General features: G+C 40.5%; 20 protein-coding genes and 1 pseudogene. 14 read left to right on the top strand and 7 right to left on the bottom strand.

Annotated features, from left to right (window positions below; translation table 11 throughout):
* The first annotated feature begins 21 nt into the window (after positions 1-21).
* The 6 genes and pseudogenes from BW139_RS03490 to BW139_RS03465 form a co-directional block, all read left to right on the top strand.
* The gene (locus tag BW139_RS03490) at positions 22-834 is read left to right on the top strand and encodes a hypothetical protein (protein ID WP_076918696.1); all 813 of its coding nucleotides are present in this window, start codon (positions 22-24) and stop codon (positions 832-834) included.
* Positions 835-1,881, top strand: a complete 1,047-nt coding sequence (locus tag BW139_RS03485) for an ABC transporter substrate-binding protein (RefSeq protein WP_076918682.1) — start codon at positions 835-837, stop codon at positions 1,879-1,881. It begins immediately after the preceding gene.
* Positions 1,881-3,380 carry an iron ABC transporter permease gene (locus tag BW139_RS03480; protein ID WP_076918681.1) on the top strand — a complete coding sequence of 500 codons (1,500 nt, stop codon included), beginning with the start codon at positions 1,881-1,883 and terminating at the stop codon, positions 3,378-3,380. The genes BW139_RS03485 and BW139_RS03480 overlap by 1 nt, the downstream gene beginning before the upstream one ends.
* A gap of 13 nt (positions 3,381-3,393) precedes the next feature.
* Complete coding sequence (locus BW139_RS03475) at positions 3,394-4,404, top strand: ABC transporter ATP-binding protein (RefSeq protein ID WP_076918680.1); 1,011 nt, start codon at positions 3,394-3,396, stop codon at positions 4,402-4,404.
* A gap of 30 nt (positions 4,405-4,434) precedes the next feature.
* Complete coding sequence (locus BW139_RS03470) at positions 4,435-4,644, top strand: hypothetical protein (protein WP_008113834.1); 210 nt, start codon at positions 4,435-4,437, stop codon at positions 4,642-4,644.
* Between the two features lie 242 nt (positions 4,645-4,886).
* Positions 4,887-5,327, top strand: a pseudogene (locus BW139_RS03465) (CatB-related O-acetyltransferase); the annotation flags it as partial.
* Between the two features lie 3 nt (positions 5,328-5,330).
* Here BW139_RS03465 and BW139_RS03460 read toward each other — a convergent pair.
* Positions 5,331-5,765 (bottom strand): ATP-binding protein, encoded by a 435-nt coding sequence (locus tag BW139_RS03460; RefSeq protein ID WP_076918678.1) that lies wholly within the window; start codon positions 5,763-5,765, stop codon positions 5,331-5,333.
* Between the two features lie 286 nt (positions 5,766-6,051).
* Here BW139_RS03460 and asnS point away from each other — a divergent pair, with 286 nt between their 5' ends.
* On the top strand, positions 6,052-7,449 hold the full coding sequence (gene asnS, locus BW139_RS03455; RefSeq protein ID WP_008113822.1) for an asparagine--tRNA ligase: 1,398 nt from the start codon (positions 6,052-6,054) through the stop codon (positions 7,447-7,449).
* 126 nt (positions 7,450-7,575) lie between these two features.
* Here the strand turns inward: asnS and BW139_RS03450 are convergent, their stop codons facing one another.
* The 3 genes from BW139_RS03450 to BW139_RS03440 all read right to left on the bottom strand — a co-directional run bounded on the left by BW139_RS03450 (position 7,576) and on the right by BW139_RS03440 (position 10,517).
* Positions 7,576-8,655: an acyltransferase family protein gene (locus BW139_RS03450; RefSeq protein ID WP_008113820.1), complete on the bottom strand. Its 1,080-nt coding sequence runs from the start codon at positions 8,653-8,655 to the stop codon at positions 7,576-7,578.
* Positions 8,656-8,840: 185 nt separating this feature from the next.
* A complete protein-coding gene (locus BW139_RS03445; protein ID WP_076918677.1) occupies positions 8,841-9,767 on the bottom strand; it encodes an electron transfer flavoprotein subunit alpha/FixB family protein in 927 nt (308 codons plus the stop codon).
* Entirely contained in the window at positions 9,768-10,517 is a 750-nt protein-coding gene (locus tag BW139_RS03440; RefSeq protein ID WP_008113816.1) for an electron transfer flavoprotein subunit beta/FixA family protein, read from the bottom strand. It abuts the gene before it with no gap.
* 220 nt (positions 10,518-10,737) lie between these two features.
* Here BW139_RS03440 and BW139_RS03435 point away from each other — a divergent pair, with 220 nt between their 5' ends.
* The 5 genes from BW139_RS03435 (at position 10,738) to BW139_RS03415 (ending at position 16,504) form a co-directional block, all read left to right on the top strand.
* On the top strand, positions 10,738-12,384 hold the full coding sequence (locus BW139_RS03435) for an electron transfer flavoprotein-ubiquinone oxidoreductase (protein ID WP_076918676.1): 1,647 nt from the start codon (positions 10,738-10,740) through the stop codon (positions 12,382-12,384).
* 101 nt (positions 12,385-12,485) lie between these two features.
* Positions 12,486-12,950: an acyl-CoA thioesterase gene (locus BW139_RS03430; RefSeq protein WP_008113812.1), complete on the top strand. Its 465-nt coding sequence runs from the start codon at positions 12,486-12,488 to the stop codon at positions 12,948-12,950.
* A 253-nt stretch (positions 12,951-13,203) separates the two neighbouring features.
* Positions 13,204-13,773 (top strand): outer membrane beta-barrel protein, encoded by a 570-nt coding sequence (locus tag BW139_RS03425; protein WP_008113810.1) that lies wholly within the window; start codon positions 13,204-13,206, stop codon positions 13,771-13,773.
* A 172-nt stretch (positions 13,774-13,945) separates the two neighbouring features.
* The gene (gene tsaA, locus BW139_RS03420; RefSeq protein ID WP_076918675.1) at positions 13,946-14,650 is read left to right on the top strand and encodes a tRNA (N6-threonylcarbamoyladenosine(37)-N6)-methyltransferase TrmO; all 705 of its coding nucleotides are present in this window, start codon (positions 13,946-13,948) and stop codon (positions 14,648-14,650) included.
* A gap of 129 nt (positions 14,651-14,779) precedes the next feature.
* Positions 14,780-16,504, top strand: coding sequence for a proline--tRNA ligase (locus BW139_RS03415; protein ID WP_076918674.1), 1,725 nt, complete (start codon positions 14,780-14,782; stop codon positions 16,502-16,504).
* 179 nt (positions 16,505-16,683) lie between these two features.
* Here the strand turns inward: BW139_RS03415 and BW139_RS03410 are convergent, their stop codons facing one another.
* Genes BW139_RS03410 through BW139_RS03400 form a run of 3 tightly spaced genes read right to left on the bottom strand, consistent with a single transcriptional unit; the run spans position 16,684 to position 19,482 of the window.
* Positions 16,684-17,892, bottom strand: coding sequence for an ABC transporter permease (locus BW139_RS03410; RefSeq protein WP_008113802.1), 1,209 nt, complete (start codon positions 17,890-17,892; stop codon positions 16,684-16,686).
* A complete protein-coding gene (locus BW139_RS03405; protein ID WP_076918673.1) occupies positions 17,885-18,673 on the bottom strand; it encodes an ABC transporter ATP-binding protein in 789 nt (262 codons plus the stop codon). Before BW139_RS03405 ends, BW139_RS03410 begins: the two co-directional genes overlap by 8 nt.
* Positions 18,670-19,482, bottom strand: a complete 813-nt coding sequence (locus BW139_RS03400) for a DUF3025 domain-containing protein (protein ID WP_076918672.1) — start codon at positions 19,480-19,482, stop codon at positions 18,670-18,672. The genes BW139_RS03405 and BW139_RS03400 overlap by 4 nt, the downstream gene beginning before the upstream one ends.
* A gap of 107 nt (positions 19,483-19,589) precedes the next feature.
* Here BW139_RS03400 and BW139_RS03395 point away from each other — a divergent pair, with 107 nt between their 5' ends.
* The gene (locus BW139_RS03395; RefSeq protein WP_008113796.1) at positions 19,590-21,215 is read left to right on the top strand and encodes a M28 family metallopeptidase; all 1,626 of its coding nucleotides are present in this window, start codon (positions 19,590-19,592) and stop codon (positions 21,213-21,215) included.
* 88 nt (positions 21,216-21,303) lie between these two features.
* A complete protein-coding gene (locus BW139_RS03390; RefSeq protein WP_076918671.1) occupies positions 21,304-22,473 on the top strand; it encodes a putative manganese transporter in 1,170 nt (389 codons plus the stop codon).
* The last annotated feature ends 43 nt before the right edge of the window (positions 22,474-22,516 follow it).

The raw sequence follows: 22,516 nt of genomic DNA, 5'->3' as shown, positions 1-22,516 counted from the left end.
ACATTTATGGACTCACTTGCTATGAAAATATTACTTAAGCCTGCCAAGACATTAAGTGCAACTTTTTTACTCGCCTCTGCGATTTTTGCACAACCGGCACTTGCTAATGGCCCAATTGGTGAGCATGTTAATCACCTTCAAGCTAATTTAAAAACCTACAACGAAGACGTTGAGTGGATGGTTTCAAAGGTTGATACCCTAGTAAGCAATTACGAGAAAAAAGGCGCTAAAGCAGTTAACACTGATGACTTAATTGAGTACTGGGAATCGGTTAAATTTCACAGTGCCATAGAAACAAATTATGTCCCTGTGTATGCCTCTATTTGGCAAGGTTTGTATGGCATAAAAATGGCTATTGATAACAAAAAGCCAACGTCAGAAGTACGTACGCAGCAACAAGCAATGAACAATGCATTATGGCAAGGCCTTGGCGCAGTTAAGCTTGCGGCTCAGTTTCAACAAAAAGGGTTATTAAAAAGCGTTACAGCCACAGCAACAAAAGAAATGACGCAAAGCGCGACCATTGATGAAATTAAACACAAATTAGACCGAGTGGTCGCTAAATACGCAGAACGCTTAAGCGATGAAGCAACGAGTATAGTTCACGATACTTACCTGCATTTATTTGAAGGCGTTGAAGGCACACTCATTGAGCAAGACGCTAACTTAGTAGAAGTACTTGAAAAAGACTTTAATGTAACGCTACCGCAGGCTATTTCAACTAATAAAACTGTAGACCAAGTACGTGACGTGGTTGTTGATATGCAAACTAAGTTAACTCGTGCACAAACGCTAATTGAAAAAGCTGAAAAATCACGTAAGGATGTATTTTAAGTGAAGCGCAGAACCTTTATTCAAGGCTTAGCTGCGTTAGGGGTAGCGGGTGCTTTGCCGCTATCGCTTTCACGCGCTTTTGCCGCTGATATTGCTATTGCAAACCCCGTGTCTGTTGATACATTGCCTAAATTAAAAGGTGCATTGACCCTTTATTTAGGCCGTGGTGAAGGTGGCTTATACGAAAACGTTTTACAAGCCATTCAAAAAAAGAACCCAGATTTAGATCTTGCTATTCGACGCGGCCCAACTGCAGCTTTGGCTAATACGATTGTTGCCGAAGCTAAAGCAGGTGTTAAACGTGCTGACTTATTTTGGGCTGTCGACTCGGGCGCTATTGGTTTAGTAACCGATGCAGGGCTTGCTAAACCTATGCCTAGTGATTTATCTGCACAACTACAACCACAGTTTAGATACGATGAGTGGGCACCTGTAACTGGTCGTATACGTACTTTGCCATTTAATACTGAGCGCTTAACCAAAGAGCAAATTCCAACAAGCATTATGGAAATTGCAGACAGTGATTTAAGTATTGGTTGGGCACCCGCTTATGCTTCTTTTCAATCGTTTGTTACCGCTATGCGAATTTTAGAAGGCGATGATAAAACTGCTAAATGGCTTAAAAAAGTGCAAAAACGCTCAAAAACTTACGCTGGCGAACTCGGTGTGGTAATGGGCGTTGAACGTGGTGAAGTAGATATTGGTTTTGCTAATCACTACTACACGTTACGTTTGAAGTCTGGTAAGCCCGACGCTAAACTTGATCTTGCATTTACACAGCAAGATGCCGGTTGTTTAGTGAATGCCTCTGGTATTTTATCGTTATCTGACGACCCACTAGCAACTAACTTTATGCGCTATTTACTCAGTGTTGAAGTACAAAGTTATTTAGCGAGCGAAGCGTATGAAATTCCGCTAGTAAATGGCATAAAGCAACCTGATGGCTTGCCTAAATTAACCAGTATTTCGCCACCAAAGATAGACTTAACTCAGTTGGCTGACTTACGCCCAACTATTGACTTAATGCGCAGCAGCGGCGTTTTATAATGCGAATACCACCATCTTATCCTATGGCGCTGCTTGCAGCGCTTGTTACCCTTACCCCTATTTTTGTTTTAATAACGCTTGCCAGTGATGCAAGCTCTTTTTTTGATAGCCATAATTTAACCATTTTAAGCAATACCCTTTCGTTAATGGGCTTAACCGTATTAGGCTCAATTTTAATTGGTGTACCACTGGCGTTTATTAGCGCTTATGTACAGCTGCCATTTAAAAAGTTTTGGTTAGTGGTATTTGCCGCCCCCCTTGCTATACCAAGTTATATTGGTGCATTTACGCTTTATGCTGCATTTGGCCCTGGTGGTGAAATACATAACATACTTGGTTTTGAAACCCCCTCTATGTATGGCTTAACTGGCGCCGCCATTGTCATGACCTTGTATACCTTCCCGTTTGTAATGATGACAACCCGCTCCTCCCTACTTAGTCTTGATGCCAGTATGGTCAATGCAGCGCGTACATTGGGGATGTCGATGACACAAAGCGTATTTAAAGTTATTTTGCCCCGTGTTGTAAACGGGATAGCTGCGGGCTCATTACTCGTTGCCTTATATACGCTATCAGACTTTGGTACACCGGCAATGATGCGTTTAGACACCTTCACTCGCGTTATTTATGTAGAATATAACGCCTTTGAACTGAGCCGTGCTGCTATGCTGTCTATGCAGCTAATGGTAATTGTTGGCTTTTTATTAATGATTGAATCGCAAATTAAAACTGCGTCTGAACGCCAAGGCCGGCCGCTTATTTTATTCCCAAAAAAATGGCAATTAGGCGCGATGTTTGCCACCTTTGCCCCTATTTTATTACTTGCTATTGGCTTACCACTCGCCGTATTTACACTTTGGCTAGTGCGTGATGGCTTTAGTTCGTTTGATTTTAGTATTGCATGGCACTCTACTTACGCTTCAGCGATTGCAGCTATTGTTACAGTTATTGTGGCTATTCCTGTGGCGCATGCAGCATTAACCGGAAAAGCAGGTAAGGTAATGGAGCGCGTTACTTACTTTGGTTTTGGTATTCCGGGAATTGTTATGGGCACAGCGCTTGTATATGGTGGCTTACAACTGCCATTTTTATATCAAACGCTAGGCTTGTTGATCATTGCTTATATGCTACGTTTTTTACCACTTGCGGTTGGCTCTGTGCGCACCAGCACCGAGCACCTTGATCCAAGCTTAGTAAAATCTGCCCGGGTATTAGGCGCAAGCCCGCGCGAAGCTTTCACACGTATTACTTTACCCTTAACGATGCGGGGTATTATTGCAGGTGCCGCTTTAGTCTTTTTAGAGTCAATGCGCGAATTAGAAGCCACACTTTTATTAGGCCCCACCGGCTTTGAAACCTTATCAACGTATTTATGGCGTGTTTATGAAGCTGGTTATTTTGGCCGCGCAGCAATACCTGGTTTATTGTTAGTGGTGATTTCGGCGGCGGCTTTAGCTATTATGATGTCTGGCGAGAAACGCAACCAGTTTGAACATTAAGGATTTTATATAAATGCTATCTGTAAGTCAGTTGTCTATAGATTATGGCAGTAATCGTGTTGTTAGTGACTTAAATTTCACTTTAGGTGAAAGCGAAATTTTAATGCTTGTTGGTCCAACAGGTTGTGGTAAAAGTACTATTTTACAAGCCCTAGCTGGGCTTTTACCAATTAGCGAGGGTGAAATTAAAGTTGCTAAATGGACTGCTACACCAAAGTATACTGTAGCCCCTGAAAAACGCAGTGTAGGTATGGTGTTTCAAGACTTTGCGTTGTTTCCCCATTTAACGGTTGAGCAAAATGTGTGTTTTAAACTAAAAGACACAAGCCCTGCTGATCATTGGATAAAGCTACTCGGTTTAGATGCGTTTAGACATAAAAAACCAGCGACACTTTCTGGCGGACAAAAACAGCGTGTTGCATTAGCGCGCACCCTAGCCCACCAGCCAGACTTTGTATTACTTGATGAGCCACTATCAAACTTAGACGCGGCTTTAAAAGACATGCTACGTTGGGATATACGTAATGCCCTTAAAGAAGCCGGCGTACCCGCTATTTGGGTAACGCACGATCAAGAAGAAGCACTTTCGGTGGGCGATCGCGTGGGTGTACTAAAAGGCGGAAAAATACAGCAAATTGATAGCCCAGAGCAATGCTTTAGTGCACCCAACAATCGCTTTGTAGCACGCTTTTTAGGTGAAGCTAGTTTTATTAAAGGAACGCTGAATAACGGCCAAGCACTTACCGATATTGGTAATGTACCCGCTCATGGTGTTGACTGTGAAAACGGTGAGGTAGAAGTGTTACTTCGTCCAGATGATTTATTATTAGTACAAAGCAGTGTAGGAAATAATGGCGAAGTAATTTGGGTACGCTTTGAAGGCGGCAGCAGATTATGCGCCATAAAACTAGCCTGTGGTACTGTGGTTACAAGTCGCGTGAGTCATGAAGTGGTTGTACACCCGGGTGATAACGTACATGTATCGCTAAGTACCTCTCATCCACTAGCGGCATTTAAAAGCTAGCGCTTTATATATTCTACTTTGGAGGAAACTATGAACGGACCAAATCCAAACAATCCATCACCTATGGAAGGGTTTCCTCAAGTAGGTTATTTAAAAAACTTTATCACCTCTGCAAATATAGACGTTGGTGATTACACCTATTACGACGACCCTGACGGCCCTGAAAACTTTGAAAAAAATGTACTTTACCATTTCGATTTTATCGGGGATGAACGGGGTCTGTTTATCTTTCGAGATTAAATTTGCAGTAGTGTGTTTGGTTTTTAGGCAAGGCGGAGCCTATGTAGTGTGGTTTTTCCACATAATTAGGCGATAACGCAGCATTAATGCCAAACACGCACTGCCCGCAGGGTTCTGCCTAGGGACAATTAACTTTTTGTTGCTCGGTTTTTACTTAGCCCACTAGGTTACAAACTTCGCGCCGCAATTTAATCGCCCCTAGGTTGAACAAATCTTAATCCTGATAGGTAAACAGACCCCAAATCGGTAAGTTTTGTGCGATAGCTAAAGACGTTACTTTTATAATGAATGGGGCTAATCATCAAACCTCCGGCTTTTCTACTTATCCATTTTTTATATTTGGTAATGGCTGGGAAAAATCTGCACCTCAACAAGGTGACTTACCTTTTAAAGGTGATACTGAAATAGGTAATGATGTGTGGATAGGTTACAACGCTACCATTATGCCTGGGGTCAAAGTTGCTGATGGTGCCATTATAGCAAGTAAATCTGTGGTAACGTCTGATGTACCAGCCTATGGCATTGTAGGCGGTAACCCTGCAAAATTGATAAAAAAGCGTTTTGATGATGCGACAATTAATAAACTTTTAGCGATTGCATGGTGGGATTGGAGCAGTGAAAAAATCACTGCTCATTTAGATGCCATTACACACTCTGATATAGACGTATTAGCTAAAATTTAACGTTTACCATTCAAACATGTAAGCCATTTTACTAATGGTTTTTAACGGTATGTTATGGCTATTGCGTTTGGCGTATAAGTGTTGCATTGATTTATCTTTCACTTCGCCAACAATCACTTCTTTTACCTGATAGCCTAAAGCAATGGCTGCTTGTGAATAGGCAATAAATTCCCACTTTTTAATATTGGTGTTATCCACTATTACCAGTTCAATGCCTTGTGCTAAGGCATTAATAAAACGCGCCAAGTTTAAATTATGATATTGCGATAATTTAAACTTATCAAAATGGTAATCACCCTGCTCGTTAACAAAGTAATCATCTGTTGAGCAAATAAAATATTGGCTTTCATCTGCTCCGGAAAGTTCCTCGGCGAGATTTTGCGCATAATATGACTTACCACTGCCTGGTAGTCCTCGTAAAATAAAAACTTGTTTCATAGCATCCATTTTTTATTAATACGTCAATTCGGTTTATTTACTAATAATGCCACAAATTGATTAAATTTCAGAGCAACAAATGGTAATAGTGGTTATTTAACTGTAAAAGTTGGTTAAAAAAACAACGTACCATTAAAAACTTTTAAAGAGTTGCCCACAACAGTTTTTTTATTTTACTTTACTAGGTATTATACAAGGTTCAAGTGCAGTGACCTCAAATGCTAAATAGCACGAGTAACGCACAGTTAATTTATATAGTTAGGCAACTTATATCATTGGAGTGAAGATGAGCCATTTAGCGATTTCAGAGCTATTAAAAGGCAATGTTGCGGTAGACAGCCAAGTAACCATTAAAGGCTGGATCCGTACACGCCGCGATTCAAAAGCAGGAATATCATTTTTAGCCGTTCATGACGGTTCGTGTTTTGATCCTATTCAAGCGGTAGTTCCTAATTCACTGAATAATTATGATGAAGTTACAAGCTTAACAGCAGGCTGTTCTGTGTCGGTTACCGGTGTATTAGTACAATCAGCAGGACAAGGTCAATCTTTCGAAATTCAAGCTAACTCAGTGACTGTGTTAGGTTGGGTTGAAAATCCAGACACCTACCCAATGTCGGCTAAACGCCACAGCATTGAGTATTTACGTGAACACGCTCACCTTCGCCCTCGCACTAATATGATTGGCGCAGTAACACGTGTACGTAACTGTTTAGCACAAGCAATTCACCGCTTTTACCATGAGCAAGGGTTTTACTGGATCAGCACGCCAATTATTACTGCAAGTGACTGTGAAGGTGCGGGTGAGATGTTCCGTGTATCAACGCTTGATATGCAAAACCTGCCAATGACAGACAAAGGCGAGATTGATTACAGCGAAGACTTTTTTGGTAAAGAAGCCTTTTTAACGGTTTCAGGCCAACTTAATGGTGAAACGTACGCTTCAGCTATGTCAAAAATTTACACCTTTGGCCCAACGTTCCGTGCAGAAAACTCTAATACTTCACGTCACCTTGCTGAATTTTGGATGGTAGAGCCAGAAGTTGCGTTTGCTGATTTAGAAGACATCGCAAAACTGGCTGAAAACATGCTTAAGTACGTGTTTAAAGCCGTATTAGAAGAACGCCGTGACGACATGGAATTTTTCGCATTACGAGTTGAAAAAACAGCCATTAGCCGTTTAGAAGAATTTGTAGAAAAAGACTTCGCCCAAGTTGATTACACCGACGCTGTAGAAATTTTAAAAGCGTGTGGCAAGAAATTTGAGTACGACGTTGAATGGGGTGTAGATTTACAGTCTGAGCACGAGCGCTACCTAGCTGAAGAACACTTTAAAGCACCGGTTGTTATTAAAAACTACCCGCGTGATATTAAAGCATTCTACATGCGCCAAAACGAAGACGGCAAAACTGTTGCAGCTATGGACGTAGTAGCACCAGGTATTGGTGAGATCATTGGTGGTTCACAACGTGAAGAGCGTCTTGATGTATTAGATGCACGCCTTGAAGAGATGGGCTTAAACAAAGAAGACTACAGCTGGTACCGCGATCTACGTAAATACGGTAGCGTGCCACACTCTGGCTTTGGTTTAGGGTTTGAGCGCTTAGTTGCTTATGTTACTGGTATGGGTAACGTACGTGATGTGATTGCATTCCCACGTACCAAAGGCAGCGCAACGTACTAAGCTAAGCTTTGTAACGTTAAATAAAAAAACCAACCCGCGGGTTGGTTTTTTATTGTCTGATATATTAATGTGCATAAATACTTGAACAATTTGCCTCCCGCTTAGGGAAGAAAATTGTTATAAATACTAAATCTTTATAAATATTTTTCGTTTATAAAGCATATTCGAAATTACCCAAAAGCCAATAACATGCAATAAAGCAAAGGTGAACGATGCCAATTTAGCGCTCATAACCAAGGCGAGTTGCTGATACATCCAATCCCCCAAGTTTAGCTCGCCAATATTAATCAGTGAATAGCTCAGTACCCACACAGCCGATAATACATATATAAACAGTGGGTTTGACCCATACACAATTAATGGATTAACAAGGCGCTCAGGTTTAACAATGTCGCAAAGCCAAACAAAAAATGCCAACACAATACAAGCAATCCCGGATGTGTAAATAACAAAGCTACTAGTCCAAAGCGATTTATTAATTGGCATCACCATTGAGGTTAATTGCCCAATAACAACTGCAACTACACCAATAACTAACAGCCGTTTAATACTTGCCCACTGGCAACTTGTGCTCGTTAACAGGCGCGTTACTTCAAAACCAAATAAGACACTCACCACAGCGGGTAACGTACTGATCAGCCCTTCTGGATCAAATGCGAGCCCTTTGCCTTGCCATAAATGCGACTCACCTAGTACGGCAATATCAACCGCTCTAACTAGGTTATGTTCGAGTGTATAAGCGTTTTCAGCGCCAACGCTTAACAGTAATAACCAATAAGCAACTAAGATAATAACCGATAGCGTTAACACCCCTCGCCTATTTAAAAACAACACACAGATAGACGCTAAAATATAGGCTATCCCTATACGTTGCAGTACACCTAATATTCTCAAGTTTTCAATATTGGTAGTAAAGGGATAAATATTTAAAGCTAGACCAATGGCAAATATAATTGCTCCACGTTTAACTAGTCTTAATACTTGGCTAGCACTGGCTGCACTGTTAGTTTTTTTGAACGAAAAAAACATCGCAGAGCCAATAATAAACATAAAAAACGGAAAAATTACATCCGTAGGGGTACAACCATGCCAATCTGCATGAAGTAAAGGGGCATACACATGGGACCACGATCCCGGAGTGTTTACCAGTATCATTAACGCTATGGTTAGCCCACGCATAGCATCAAGTGCTTTATACCTTGTCATTTTGGCACCTATTTAATAATTTGTATTTCTACAAATGACAACGCTGTCACTTTGTAATAAAAAAACCTAAATCGCAAGTAATTTAGATAAGTGGAGTTGTTGAATTAAAAAAGCCGCAGAATCAATAATGAAACGGCGGCTTTAAATCAGAATTTGTTACTTTAGGAGCTGCTTATTGCTGTTGCTTATAATGCTTGCTCTAACTGTGGTAAAACATCAAATAAGTCAGCAACTAAACCGTAATCAGCCACTTGGAATATTGGCGCATCAGGGTCTTTATTAATGGCAACAATAACTTTTGAATCTTTCATACCCGCAAGATGCTGAATGGCACCACTAATACCCACGGCAATATATAAATTAGGCGCAACAATTTTACCTGTTTGCCCTACTTGCATGTCGTTAGGCACAAAGCCCGCGTCAACCGCTGCACGTGATGCACCAATAGCTGCACCGAGTTTATCGGCAATACCATTTAATAGTGCAAAGTTTTCACCATTTTGCATACCACGACCACCCGAAATAACCACATCTGCAGCCGTTAGCTCTGGACGCTCTGATTCAGTTTGTTCAACACTAACAAAACTGCTTAACTGTGAATCAGAGACTGCATCTACAGCGGTTACATTAGCTGGAGCTTGCTCGCCTTGTAAATCAAAGCTACTTGCACGTACTGTGATCACTTTTTTACTATCGAGCGATTTAACCGTTGCAATAGCATTACCCGCGTAAATTGGGCGCTTAAATGTATCTGCGTCAATTACGTCAATAATTTCTGAAATCTGCGCTACATCTAATAATGCGGCAACACGCGGCATAAAGTTTTTACCTGTAGTAGTTGCACTTGCCACAATATGGCTGTAACTATCTGCAAGTGATAACACTAGATCTGTAATGCTTTCAGCAAGTTGATGCTCATAAACTGCATTATCAGCAAGTAAAACATTCGCAACACCCTCAATGCTCGCGAGTGACTCACTCATGGCGCCAAGGTTTATGCCTGCTAATAATACATCTACGTCAAAGCCTAATTTTTTAGCGGCATTAATCGTTTTTGAGGTTTCTGGTTTTAAGGCACCGTTATCGTGCTCTGCAATTACAAGAGTTTTCATTTAAATCACCTTTGCCTCTGTTTTAAGTTTTTCTACAAGCTGTGCAACATCTTCAACAATAATCCCGCCGCTACGTTTTGCAGGCTCTTCTACACTGACCAATTCAATACGCGGGGCTAAATCTACACCTAGCGAATCAGCCGCAATAACTTCTAACGGCTTACGTTTGGCTTTCATAATATTAGGTAGCGACGCATAACGAGGCTCATTTAAACGTAAATCGGTGGTGACTATTGCGGGTAAATTAAGTGCAACGGTTTGTAAACCGCCATCAACTTCACGAGTAACATTTACTTTGCCATTTTCAATAACCACTTTAGAAGCAAACGTACCTTGACCACGGTTAGTCAGCGCCGCTAGCATTTGACCTGTTTGATTATTATCAGAATCGATTGACTGTTTTCCTAAAATAACCAGTTCAGGCGATTCTTGTTCAACTACTTTGGCAAGCAATTTTGCTATATGTAAAGACTCTAAATTTTCTTCTGTTTCAACATGAATCGCTTTATCTGCGCCCAAAGCCAGTGCTGTGCGTAATTGTTCTTGAGATGCTTTAGCGCCAATCGTAACAACAACCACTTCGGTTGCAGTACCCGCTTCTTTTAAACGAATCGCTTCTTCTACCGCAATTTCACAAAATGGGTTCATGGCCATTTTTACGTTAGTTAAATCAACACCGCTGTTGTCAGGTTTAACGCGAGCTTTTACGTTGTAGTCGATCACTCTTTTTATTGGTACGAGAACTTTCATAGGGACTCCATAATTATTTAAACCTATAAGCTAACGTACACGTCAACCTATTTATTTTATGAAATCAGACTACTTCCTGTTGACGTAAACGTCAACCTAAAATAACCTTAAACTATTCACAACCTGTAACGTTTAATTTGCATAACAAAGAAACGGGTTGCTTAGCTTACTTTTTGCCAAATAAAGCAAAGGTGAGTCCGTCATAGATAAAGAGGTTATTATGATTGAACGCGAAACCATGGAATTTGATGTTGTTGTTGTAGGGGCAGGTCCTGCGGGGCTTTCAACAGCAATTAAACTCGCGCAGCAAGCACAAGAAAAACAACAAGAGTGCATGATATGTGTAGTTGAAAAAGGCTCAGAAGTTGGAGCACATGTATTATCAGGTGCCGTTTTTGAAACCAAAGCACTGGACGAATTACTGCCAAATTGGCAGGAGCTTGGCGCTCCTGTGTCGACTAAAGTGGTAAATGATGAAATTTACTGGTTTAACAACGAACATAAAGCAACCTCAATTCCTCACTTTGCTACACCTAATACGTTTCATAATAACGGTAACTACATTGTTTCTATGGGTAATGTATGTCGCTGGTTGGCAGAGCAAGCAGAAAACCTTGGAGTAGAAATATTTCCTGGCTTTAGTGCGCATTCAGTCATTATTGAAGATGATGTTGTAAAAGGCATCATTACTGGCGATATGGGTGTAGATAAAAATGGCAATGAAAAAGACGGTTACATGCCAGGCATGGAGCTACGCGCTAAGTACACAGTATTTGCTGAGGGCTGTCGCGGTCATTTAGGTAAGCAACTGATCAATCAGTTTGCTTTAGACGATGAATGTTCACCACAGCATTATGGTCTAGGTTTTAAAGAAATTTGGCAAGTTGATGAATCTAAACATCAGTTGGGTAAAGTTGTACACGGAACCGGTTGGCCATTAAGTGGTGACACTGGCGGTGGCGCCTTTATGTATCATAGCGAAAACAACCAAGTGGTTGTGGGGTTAATTGTTGATTTAAATTACTCTAACCCACACTTAAGCCCATTTGATGAATTTCAACGATTAAAACATCACCCGGTATTTAAAAACACCCTTGAAGGCGGAGAGCGCATTGCTTACGGTGCACGTGCTATTGCTAAAGGCGGTTTACATTCATTACCCAAAATGCACTTCCCGGGTGGCTTGCTAGTGGGTTGTGATGCAGGCACGCTTAACTTTGCAAAAATTAAAGGCAACCACACGGCAATGAAATCAGGCATGATAGCCGCTGAAGTTATTTTTAATGCCCTACAAAACGATTTAGCCAATACTGATTTAACTCAATACACTACTGAGTTTAAAAAGTCATGGGCGTATAAAGAGCTGTATCAGTCTCGCAACTTTGGCCCTGCTATGCATACCTTAGGTAAATTTGCAGGCGGCGCATACAACACGCTTGATCAAAATATATTTAAGGGTGCCCTACCGTTTAGCTTTAAAGATAACGTACCTGACCATGCAACTTTAAAAGACGCTGACCAGGCTGAAAAAATTAACTACCCTAAGCCAGATGGAAAACTCAGTTTTGATAAGCTTTCTTCGGTATTTTTATCTAACACTAACCATGAAGAGTCGCAGCCATGTCATTTACAGCTTAAAGATGCATCAATCCCGATTAAGGTTAACTTAGTTAAATTTGATGAACCCGCGCAGCGCTACTGCCCTGCTGGTGTTTACGAAGTGCAAGAGGTAGAAGGCGAGCAAACCTTTGTGATCAACGCGCAAAACTGTGTGCATTGTAAAACCTGTGATATTAAAGATCCGAGCCAAAATATTACCTGGGTAACACCTGAAGGTGCTGGTGGCCCTAACTACCCTAATATGTAACATCCTTTCTATTGAAATTATAAACTTATCCTAAATTGCAGGGGCTTCGGCCCCTTTTTTGCGCTATGCTGTTAAGTAATATGAATAAATGAGAGTGTGTTATGGCGTCGTCGAGTGTAATTTTTCGTTTTTTAGCAGAGCCAACCGATGTAAATTTTGGTGGTAAGGTGCATGGCGGTGTGGTCATGAAGTGGATTGACCAAGCGGGTTATGCCTGTGCTGCGGGCTGGAGCGGCCATTACTGTGTAACGGTATCGGTTGCAGGCGTTAAGTTTAGCCGCCCTATTTTAGTGGGCCAAATTGTAGAAGTTGAGGCAAAAATTGCACATACCGGCAAAACTAGTATGCAAATTTTTATTCAGGTTCGCTGTGGCGATCCGAAAACGCAAAACCTAGTTGAAACCAACCACTGTGTTATTAGCTTTGTTGCTATGGATGAAACAGGTTACCCCGTGGCAGTGCCAGAATTTAAATCGGTTACTGACGAAGACAAAAAGCTTGAGAACTACGCAATTAAAATGAAACAAATAGCCATAGAAACAGAAAACCTATTAGATAAAGTTTAACTTAGTACCTTTTGCAGGTATGTATAAACTACAACAACCTGTAAAAGCTACAATTTTTTAATTTTTATACATTTACAGTACGCTGAATGCCTGAATATTTTGCGTACTAAACACACCAAGTTAGTTCAATAAATACCCACTAAAGTACAAATTTTAGGCTAAGCAATACTTGGCACGCTCACTGCAATTAGTAAATTGATGTTTGATAAATTAAGTCGAACACATCGATATTATTTTTTAAAGGAGCTATACAATGATTAAAACACTTTCTCTTTCTGCACTTGCTTTAGCAACACTGGGTTTTAATTCAGCGGCACAGGCTGATGTTACCGACATGGACTCTCCACGCATTTATACCGGTATTGGTTATGGCCAATATTCATTTCAGTTTGAGGATAGCGAAAACGACATCGATTTTGATGACGACGCGCAAATGTTAAAAGGTTACATTGGTACTCAATTTAATGAACATTTAAGCCTTGAGCTTGCTTATCAAAACTTTGATGAAGTGAGTGATATAGACAGTAAAGCAGAAATTGATGGCGTATCGTTAGCCGCGCGGTTTGCAGCACCTATCACTGAAGACTTTTCTGTTTATGCAAAAGGTGGTTGGTTTGAATGGGATGCTGACGTTACTCAAGAACTACCCGTTGGCAGCATCAGTGCATCTCAAGATGGTGGTGACGTATTTTACGGTGCAGGTATTGAATATGCCTTTACAACCAATATGCAAGTGCGTTTAGAGTATGAACGTTACGAATTAGAAGATGATATTGATCCAGAAATGGATGTTGCGTCAGTATCATTTCAATACATGTTTTAATAACAACTCAATAATTGCAATGTGAGGGTAAGGCTAGGTTTAGCCTTGCCCTTTTTTATTCCACATTTAAACCAATCAGTCTAAAATTTCTTTATGCTGATTATATTAAGCTAATGCCAGCAACGTTAATAACAGGTAGAATAATGCTCTATTTTTTCTATAACCGAGCATTATGAGCGATTATCAAATTTCGGCTATTGGCCATATTCAATCTCCGTACAAACAAAAATTTGCTATACCTAGGCAGCCACGTTTAGTGCCTGAAGCTAAAGCTAAACTTATTTTTGCCAAAGAGTTTAATCGTGAAGAATTTGTTCGTGGTTTAGATGAATTTAGCCACATTTGGCTGATATTTCGTTTTCATGAAACTGCTGATAAAGGCTATTCAGCGATGGTGCGCCCGCCTCGCTTAGGCGGTAACGAACGCAAAGGCGTATTTGCCACCCGTGCTACTTTTCGTCCAAATGCCATTGGTATGAGCGCTGTAAAGTTAGAGGGAATTGAATATAAGAACGGGCAGTTAGCGTTATTGCTCGCCGGTATAGATTTACTTGATGGCACACCCATTGTAGATATAAAGCCTTATTTACCCTATTCAGACTCATTACCGGATGCAAGCGCTGGATTTGCCGATACGCGTCCAGAAACTCAAATGAGTGTTGAATTTAGTGAGCAAGCGCTCGATTTTATTGCTAAGCAACAACACTACCCTGAGCTACAAGCGTTTATTAGTAATGTGCTAAAACAAGATCCACGCCCTGCCTACAAAAAGCAAAAACAAGGCATGCAAAGCTATGGTATGAATTTGTATGAATACAATATTACTTGGCAAGTGACTGACTCTCACCATCTCGTTACTGATATAGAAATTAGTTAAACCTACTGTAAAGCCCTGCTATGGCTATAAAATGCGATAAAAAATCACTTAGCGCTTTAGTGTCAATGCAACCGCTGGTAAACTGAGCGCCTTAATTAAAAGAACATATCACTCTATTTCGGAAAAAACATGCGTACTAGTCAATATATACTCGCTACACTTAAAGAAACGCCATCCGATGCGGAAATTGTCTCGCATCAATTAATGCTTAGAGCCGGAATGATCCGTCGCGTCGCTTCGGGTTTATACACTTGGCTTCCCTCTGGCTTACGTGTGCTAAGAAAAGTAGAAAACATAGTACGCGAAGAAATGGATAAAGCCGGCGCAATTGAAATGCTTATGCCTGTTATTCAGCCTGCTGATTTATGGGAAGAGTCTGGCCGCTGGAGTGAGTTTGGTCCTGAGTTAATGCGCTTTACCGACCGTCATAATCGTGAATTTGCTATGGGTCCTACCCATGAAGAAGTGATCACCGATTTTGTTCGTAAAGAAATTAACAGCTACAAACAACTACCAATTACTTTGTACCAAGTACAAACTAAAGTACGTGACGAGCGTCGCCCACGATTTGGTGTTATGCGTGCCCGTGAATTTACTATGAAAGATGCCTATTCATTCCATTTAACCGATGAATGTTTAGATGCAACGTATCAAGTAATGCACAAAGCCTACTGTAATATTTTTGAACGTTTAGGCTTAGATTACCGCCCAGTAATTGCAGATACAGGCTCTATTGGCGGTAGTGTATCGCATGAGTTCCATGTACTCGCTGAATCTGGCGAAGATGCCATTGCTTTTAGTGATGCCAGCGACTATGCCGCTAATATTGAAAAAGCCGAAGCACTAGCGCCAACTGAAGCGCGCCCACAAGCAAGCAAAGAGCTAAAAGCATTCCCAACGCCTGATGCTAAAACAATTAATGAGCTGAAAAAACACTATGGTGTAAAACCCCATCGCGGTGTTAAAACATTAGTGGTTTATGGCACTCCTAATGAAGACGGCGTACGCGGCCTTGTTGCATTAGTACTGCGTGGCGATCATGAACTAAATGAACTTAAAGCTGAAAAACACCCACTGGTTGATTCTCCACTAGAAATGGCAACCGAGGCAGATATTGTTGCTGCCATTGGCGCAAAACCAGGGTCTTTAGGGCCTGTTGGCTTAAACATGCCTATTATTGTTGATAGAACAGCGAATGTAATGGCTGATTTTGTAGCCGGTGCCAACAAAGACGATGAGCACTTTAGTGGCATTAACTGGGATCGCGACGTAACAGACTACGAAGTTGCTGATATCCGTAATATCGTAGAAGGCGATCCTAGCCCATGTGGTCAAGGCACGTTGCAAATCAAGCGCGGTATTGAAGTGGGTCATATTTTCCAACTAGGTACTAAGTACTCAGAAGCAATGAAAGCAGGTGTACTGAGCGAATCAGGTAAAAACCAAATAATGACTATGGGTTGTTATGGAATTGGTGTATCACGTATTGTTGCTGCAGCTATTGAGCAAAATAACGACCAATACGGTATTACATGGCCTAAAGCTATCGCGCCTTTCGATTTAGCAATTGTGCCAATGAATATGCATAAATCGCATCGTATTCCTGATATTGCTAATAACCTATACCAAGGTTTAAAAGATGCAGGCCTAGATGTGCTATTTGATGACCGTAAGGAACGCCCTGGTGTTATGTTTAACGACATGGAATTACTTGGTGTGCCTTACACGCTTGTAATTGGTGAGCGTAACCTTGATGAAAACAAGGTAGAACTTAAAAACCGCCGCACTGGCGAAAAGCTAATGATAGATATTGATAGCGCGATTGAAACAATCAAAAATCAATTTAATGCATAAGCTTAAAGTTAATAAAAAAACCGCTGTATGATTTTTTCATACAGCGGTTTTTTATTAATTGCTTATCTAGTAACTTTCAAACACAGAGCTTAGATTAAGCATATAGCACTCTCTCATCATGATAATTTATAAAAAAAGGTCGCTGTGCGACCTTTTTAAATACTTTGCAATTAAAATGGTTATCTAAACAACACGTCTTCGCGGTTAAACCACTTAACACAAAATGCCAGTAGCGCACCGGCTATCAGTGCCGTAGCTAAAAATATCAATCCAACCAGCGTGTAATCGACGGTGCCTTTAATAATTTCTTTAATCGCTAAGGCGACGTTAGTAACCGGAATAAAGGCTGTTTTAGCGGTCAGTTCCATATTAGGCATTATGGAAATAATAATTGGGAAAAATACCACCATACTTAATGGCGTCATGTAATTTTGTGCTTCTTTAAACGAACGTGCATAGATTGATATAGCCAATGCTAATGCAGAAAAAATAGCTGCAATTGGCAATAACAATACAAAAATCATCAGCAAGTCTGTAATACCTAATGTACTAAACGCGGCTTTAATAAACTCTAGATCAGCAAATGCGAGTGCTAATGCTATCCAACACCCCATACTAATCACGGTGATAGTAGTTGATGCGATTGAAGTAGTGAGTAGAGTTATAAATTTACCCAATACTAGCTCTGTACGAGTAATTGGCGTAAGTAGTAAAGTTTCTAACGTGCCACGTTCTTTTTCGCCAGCGCCTAAATCTATTGCTGGGTAAGTTGCCCCCATCAGTACTAACGGGATAAGTAAATAAGGTAAAAACCCACCTACTTTTTCACCTAAGTTTTCACGTTTGTCTGCAGTATCAACTTTAACCACATTAATTGGCTTTAAAATAGATTGTTGTGCGCTTTTATCAATACCAAAGCTTAATAGTTTACTTTCTTGAAGTGTATCGCTGTACTCTTTAGCAAGCTCTTTTACACGCTCAAATAAGAAGTTAATTGATTTTGAATCATTAAATACAACTTGCCATTCACTTTGCTTTTTATCATCTAATGTTTGCACTGCATCGCTTGGTAAGTATATCCCCATGTCGATATCGCCAGCAGTTACGCCTGCTTTTAGCTCCTCAACACTATTGAAGGTTTTATCGCCTTTATATAACTCAAAGCTTTTATGATAAAACACTTTATCAGTAAATTCTGGGGCAAAGTCGCCATTGATAATCGCATAAGTATTCACTTTTTGCTCTGCATCAAGCGCGGCTTGCGAAGAGATAAACGCAACCACAGCAAATAACAACGGAAAAACCACAATCGGAAATACCACCACGAACAACAAGGTTTTTTTATCGCGTAGCAGCTCTGTTAATTCCTTTTTAAATACCTCAAACATCTTGCTTCTCCGTTAATATGTTCATAAACGCTTGGTTTAATTCTTCGCTGTTACCCGCTTGTTTAAATTCAGCGAGGGTGCCATCAAAACAACTTATACCTTCATTAATGACCGCTACACGGTCGCATAAAAGTGCAACTTCATCTAAATGGTGCGTTGAGAAAATAACCGGAGTTCCTTGTGCTTTTAAGCCTTTAATAAAGTTAATTACTGTTTGCGTGGTCATAATATCAAGCCCGGTAGTTGGCTCATCAAGAATAACAACATCTGGGTGATGCACTACAGCACGCGCTATATTGGCTTTTTGTTTCATACCGGTTGATAAGTTTTCAGCGCGCTTATCAATAAATTTATGCATATCGAGTAAGGTAAATAACTCTTCACAGCGTGCCTTGATTGCCTGCTTGCTCATGCCATGTAGCTTTGCAAAATATTCGATATTTTCTTTTACCGTTAAACGGCCATATAAACCAGTAGAGCCAGACAAAAAACCGATAGATTTACGCCCAATGAGTGGCTTTTTAATTATGTCATTTCCAGCAATAGTAATACTGCCATCATCCGGTTTTAATGCGGTTGAAATCATTCTTAAGGTGGTGGTTTTACCCGCGCCATTAGGCCCTAACAGCCCTAATACTTCGCCTTTTGCACAGCTAAAGCTGACATTTTTTACTGAATGAAAAAAGTCTTTATCTTCGCGTGGGTCTACTTCATCTGTTTTATTTTTTTTATGATCTTTAGTGAGCTTAAACTTCTTCTTAAGCGCGGTGACTTCTATCATTTTCGTGTCCTTCGTTTCGGTCTAAAATAGTCCGTGTTGTCGTAAAATGATGAATTGTTATTTTCCTCACACCAACCAGGAACACCTAATAAGGGTAAGGGTGAAAGCTGTTTATTATCGGCTAAACAATCATCGTGTTTAATCATCTCATAAAGTCGCTGATCTAGGTACTGGTATTGCGTTACTAAATCTTTACAAAATATTTCATCCGGTACATTTACAAATAAGGCTTTGCCTGTGAGCCCAATATAAGGCTTAGTCAACATTTCATAATTAGCATGACCAAACATAAATGGCGCTATGGTTTTACCCCACAGCTCTCTATGCTGTATAAACGCTGTTTTCCATTGGTGGTCTCTTAAGCACTCTTTCCAGTTAGAATCACTAATAGCTAAAACCACACCGCATTCGTCAAATAGGGTTAAAGCGTTACGATGTTTACTACGCTGTTTTAATCCATGCAACGCTATTTCATCAACATGACGCTGATTAATAAGGGCTTTTGTTTTTGGAAATAAGCACCAAATAAAACCACCAAACAGATCATGCCAATTTTGTTGGCGCGTGGGGACTTCCCCTGTTTCAAAAATGACTTGTTCATAATAACGCTCTGCAAAGTCAACCTTTGCATCATCGACAAAACGAATGGGGAGATTATTTGCGTTTATGGCGTTTAGGTACGGGGAAAAATACGCAGGTTCAGGCCAGTCTGATTGTTGATGAATTTTAAACAACTGACGTAAGTGAGCAAATGCCCCTGTGTTTAGGCTAGTTGCTTGGAATTGTTCTGGGGGAGTAAAACGCTTCATTGTTACCTTTACTGTACATTTTTATCCCTAACAGTTTACCGCAAAAACTGGTTCTAATTAACAGAAGTTCATATACTAACGCCACTTAGAACAAAAAAAGAGCCAATATGAAACGTTATTTTTCTTTGACCTTAATCACAACCGCAATTTTAGCAGGTTGTGCAACAACAAGTATCACTTCTGACGATGTCGCTAAAGGCTATAACAGCATTCAAGCCGATGAAATTGCAAAGCACGTAAAAGTGTTAGCTTCTGATGAATTTGGTGGCCGTGCCCCTTCCTCTGAAGGTGAAAAGCTTACGCTTGATTACTTAACAAAAGAATTTACTGCATTGGGTTTTGAACCGGGTAACGGTGATAGCTTTTTTCAAGAAGTACCGCTTGTATCATTAGAAGCAGACTCAGACATGGTGCTTAATATTGGCGGTAAAGACTACCAATACAAAAAAGACATGGTAATGGGTAGTAGCCGTATAAGTGCGCAAGAAGGGATTGAAAATTCAGAGCTGGTATTTGTCGGCTACGGTGTTAACGCACCTGAATATAACTGGAATGATTACGAAGGCCTAGATGTTAAGGGTAAAACCGTCGTGATGCTGGTAAACGATCCTGGTTTTGCAACTAAAGATCCAAACTTATTTACCGGTGATGCCATGACCTACTATGGCCGTTGGACTTATAAATACGAAGAAGCAAGCCGTCAAGGTGCAGCGGGCGCTATTATCATTCATGAAACAGCACCGGCGTCTTACCCTTGGTCAGTGGTTGAGAACTCGTGGAGTGGCGAGCAGTTTGGTTTTGTAAAAGATAATAACAACATGGATCGTGTTGCTGTTGAAGGTTGGGTTACTGTTGATGTAGCAAAAGAGCTATTTACTAAAGCAGGCCTTGATTTTGATACTGCTAAAGCAGAAGCGGCTAAAGGGGCTTACCATGTAGATATGGGCGATTTAGCAGCCACTGTGAATGTAAAAAATACCATCAAAAAATCGGTATCATATAACTTTATTGCCACTCTTCCGGGTAGTAAAACGCCAGATGAGCATATTATTTACTCTGCGCATTGGGATCATTTAGGAACGGATAAAAATCGTAAAGGCGATCAAATTTATAATGGTGCCCACGATAATGCGACAGGTACAGCCGGTATGATCGAAGTGGCTGAAGCCTTTACTAAACTAGGTAAACGCCCTGACCGCTCAATGACCTTTTTAGCGGTAACCGCTGAAGAACAAGGCTTGCTTGGCTCAAAATATTACGCCGCTAACCCGGTTATTCCAGCAAATAAAACCGTTGCTAATATTAATATGGATAGCTTAAACCTATTAGGAAAAGTAAAAGATATTAGTGTGGTGGGTATTGGTAAATCGCAAATGGATGAACTATTAGCAACGGCTGCTAAAGAGCAAGGTAGAACAGTATCGGGCGACCCTAAACCATCTTCAGGTGGTTACTACCGCTCAGATCACTTTGCCTTTGCCAATATGGGTGTACCTGCTATGTATGCCGGTGGTGGTTCAGAAGCATTTGACGAAGAAACGGCTAATTATCGCAAGCGTATGAGTTTAGTATTGCGCGGTTGTTACCACCAGCCTTGTGATAGATATCGTGATGAGTGGGATTTATCAGGTGCGGTTCAAGATTTACAACTATTTTATAAAGTAGGTTTTGATATTTCACAGCAAACTCAATGGCCTACTTGGAATGAAAACTCAGAGTTTCAACGTAAATAAACGTTCTCAAGAAACCACCCAAATGATATTGATTATCATTTAATGAAATAGTACAGTGCGATCTAGTTTATTAATTAGGTCGTACTGTATGTTTTTAACAGAACATTTGGGAGTTATTTCGCCAGCTGCAAAACGTGTTTTTCATCAAAATAAACGCCTAATTTTACCACTGTTAATTTTAGTTTGTTTAGCCCTGCCCAGCTTACGCACTATAACAATCACTGCACTTAGTGATGCTTTTTTTCAAGTCAGTGTATTTGTTGCTGCGACCCTATTTATTTACTACTACGCGATTGATCATTTACCCCAACTAGAGCTTCGTTATCTAAATGCTAAGTCTCCTGTGTTAGAGGTCAGCTTTGCTGCTTTTTTAGGTATGCTGCCAGGCTGTGGTGGTGCAATCATTGTGGTGACTCAATTTACAAAAGGACAAGCAAGCTTTGGGGCTATTGTCGCGGTATTAACAGCCACTATGGGTGATGCTGCGTTTTTATTATTAGCTACACGCCCTACTGACGGGTTAACAATAATGGCGATAGGCTTAGTCGTTGGAACGCTAGCAGGCTTGCTAGTTAATAAACTACATAAAACGGGTTATTTATGCCCTACCAATCAAAAGCAAACACAACCGGTGACTGTATTGCCAACCAGAATAATAAAGTTGAGCAAGCCTATTTGGTTAATGGCTATTATTCCTGGATTATTGATTGCTTTTATACTGGCGTTTAATATTGATTTAAGCCAATTTGGCAATCATGTAGTAAATGCGGTCAGCTTTTTTGGTGCTTTAATGGCACTATTTGTGGTGTTTATGTGGGCGCTATCATCAAAAGGTGAAAGCTATAAAGAAGTAACCTCAGAAGATGATGTATGCAGTCCGCCTTCAAAAATAACAAAAGTACTTCAAGATACTCATTTTGTAACTGCGTGGGTGGTTGCCTCCTTTGTGTTATTTGAACTACTGGTTACCGTGTTTGGCCTTGATTTAAAAACATGGTTTTTAAATTTTGCCTATTTAGCACCATTTATTGCGGTATTAATTGGCTTTTTACCCGGTTGTGGACCGCAAATCATTGTCACCACTTTATACATTCAAGGCGTGATACCGTTTAGTGCTTTAGCTGCGAACGCCATTTCTAATGATGGCGATGCGCTTTTCCCTGCCATTGCTATGGCACCCAAAGCGGCCATTATTGCCACACTATATACCGCAGTTCCGGCGTTATTAGTGGGTTATGGACTGTATTTTTTCAGCTAAATCGCTTTACCTTTTATTAATTTACTTTTCAAGATATAAAAAA

It is taken from the genome of Pseudoalteromonas sp. SK18 (assembly GCF_001974855.1).
GTDB lineage: Bacteria > Pseudomonadota > Gammaproteobacteria > Enterobacterales > Alteromonadaceae > Pseudoalteromonas.
The sequence above is the reverse complement of the archived record's forward strand: the minus strand, read 5'-3'. Positions and strand labels throughout refer to the sequence as shown.

What these genes read in the sequence shown, in the direction of transcription:
- BW139_RS03490 (WP_076918696.1), top strand. Translation starts at nt 22, where the DNA reads ATGAAAATATTACTTAAGCCTGCCAAGACATTAAGTGCAACTTTTTTA.
- BW139_RS03480 (WP_076918681.1), top strand. Translation starts at nt 1,881, where the DNA reads ATGCGAATACCACCATCTTATCCTATGGCGCTGCTTGCAGCGCTTGTT.
- BW139_RS03475 (WP_076918680.1), top strand. Translation starts at nt 3,394, where the DNA reads ATGCTATCTGTAAGTCAGTTGTCTATAGATTATGGCAGTAATCGTGTT.
- BW139_RS03470 (WP_008113834.1), top strand. Translation starts at nt 4,435, where the DNA reads ATGAACGGACCAAATCCAAACAATCCATCACCTATGGAAGGGTTTCCT.
- BW139_RS03460 (WP_076918678.1), bottom strand. Translation starts at nt 5,765, where the DNA reads ATGAAACAAGTTTTTATTTTACGAGGACTACCAGGCAGTGGTAAGTCA.
- asnS (WP_008113822.1), top strand. Translation starts at nt 6,052, where the DNA reads ATGAGCCATTTAGCGATTTCAGAGCTATTAAAAGGCAATGTTGCGGTA.
- BW139_RS03450 (WP_008113820.1), bottom strand. Translation starts at nt 8,655, where the DNA reads ATGACAAGGTATAAAGCACTTGATGCTATGCGTGGGCTAACCATAGCG.
- BW139_RS03445 (WP_076918677.1), bottom strand. Translation starts at nt 9,767, where the DNA reads ATGAAAACTCTTGTAATTGCAGAGCACGATAACGGTGCCTTAAAACCA.
- BW139_RS03440 (WP_008113816.1), bottom strand. Translation starts at nt 10,517, where the DNA reads ATGAAAGTTCTCGTACCAATAAAAAGAGTGATCGACTACAACGTAAAA.
- BW139_RS03435 (WP_076918676.1), top strand. Translation starts at nt 10,738, where the DNA reads ATGATTGAACGCGAAACCATGGAATTTGATGTTGTTGTTGTAGGGGCA.
- BW139_RS03430 (WP_008113812.1), top strand. Translation starts at nt 12,486, where the DNA reads ATGGCGTCGTCGAGTGTAATTTTTCGTTTTTTAGCAGAGCCAACCGAT.
- BW139_RS03425 (WP_008113810.1), top strand. Translation starts at nt 13,204, where the DNA reads ATGATTAAAACACTTTCTCTTTCTGCACTTGCTTTAGCAACACTGGGT.
- tsaA (WP_076918675.1), top strand. Translation starts at nt 13,946, where the DNA reads ATGAGCGATTATCAAATTTCGGCTATTGGCCATATTCAATCTCCGTAC.
- BW139_RS03415 (WP_076918674.1), top strand. Translation starts at nt 14,780, where the DNA reads ATGCGTACTAGTCAATATATACTCGCTACACTTAAAGAAACGCCATCC.
- BW139_RS03410 (WP_008113802.1), bottom strand. Translation starts at nt 17,892, where the DNA reads ATGTTTGAGGTATTTAAAAAGGAATTAACAGAGCTGCTACGCGATAAA.
- BW139_RS03405 (WP_076918673.1), bottom strand. Translation starts at nt 18,673, where the DNA reads ATGATAGAAGTCACCGCGCTTAAGAAGAAGTTTAAGCTCACTAAAGAT.
- BW139_RS03400 (WP_076918672.1), bottom strand. Translation starts at nt 19,482, where the DNA reads ATGAAGCGTTTTACTCCCCCAGAACAATTCCAAGCAACTAGCCTAAAC.
- BW139_RS03395 (WP_008113796.1), top strand. Translation starts at nt 19,590, where the DNA reads ATGAAACGTTATTTTTCTTTGACCTTAATCACAACCGCAATTTTAGCA.
- BW139_RS03390 (WP_076918671.1), top strand. Translation starts at nt 21,304, where the DNA reads ATGTTTTTAACAGAACATTTGGGAGTTATTTCGCCAGCTGCAAAACGT.